Origin of the sequence: Staphylococcus sp. HMSC62B09, from assembly GCF_001839115.1 — a bacterium.
Taxonomy (GTDB): Bacteria; Bacillota; Bacilli; order Staphylococcales; family Staphylococcaceae; genus Staphylococcus; species Staphylococcus haemolyticus.
This window is the reverse complement of the sequence record NZ_KV840104.1, coordinates 1-509: the sequence shown is the minus strand read 5'-3', so window position 1 is coordinate 509 and position 509 is coordinate 1. Positions and strand designations below refer to the sequence as shown.

Below are 509 nucleotides of genomic sequence, written 5' to 3'. Positions count from 1 at the left end.
CAGCATGGCGATATCTAATTGTGACGCTTTATCTTTTCCCTTATATCTTATTTAGTTTGCTTATATATGTCATTTTAAAGGCGTATGAGCGACTTTAATTATATTGCTTATCAAAAAGAGTTTGAGACATTTAAAGAAGATTTACATCAGCAACATGTGGTGTTTAATGATAAGACTATAGGGGTATAAAATTATTAATTAAAGATACAGACAATCAAGGAGGAATTTTAAATGGCTGAAGATAAATTTGAACAAGCAAAAGGTAGCTTAAAAGAAACTGTTGGTAACGCAACTGACAATAAAGATTTAGAAAAAGAAGGTCAAAACGATAAAGCTTCTGGTAAAGCCAAAGAAGCAGTTGAAAACGTTAAAAATAAAGCTAACGACCTTATCGATAAAGTAAAAGGTAATAACGATAATAAATAATTTGTTTATATCATAAAGAGTCCGGGACATAAAGTTCTTGTATAAGTGAAAAAAAGACAATTTCTATTGAAATAATATAGAAA

At 28.9% G+C, this 509-nt stretch carries 1 protein-coding gene; it reads left to right on the top strand.

The features are described from left to right. Positions 1-231: 231 nt before the first annotated feature. On the top strand, positions 232-426 hold the full coding sequence (locus HMPREF3265_RS02125; RefSeq protein WP_070498112.1) for a CsbD family protein: 195 nt from the start codon (positions 232-234) through the stop codon (positions 424-426). Positions 427-509: the final 83 nt, after the last annotated feature.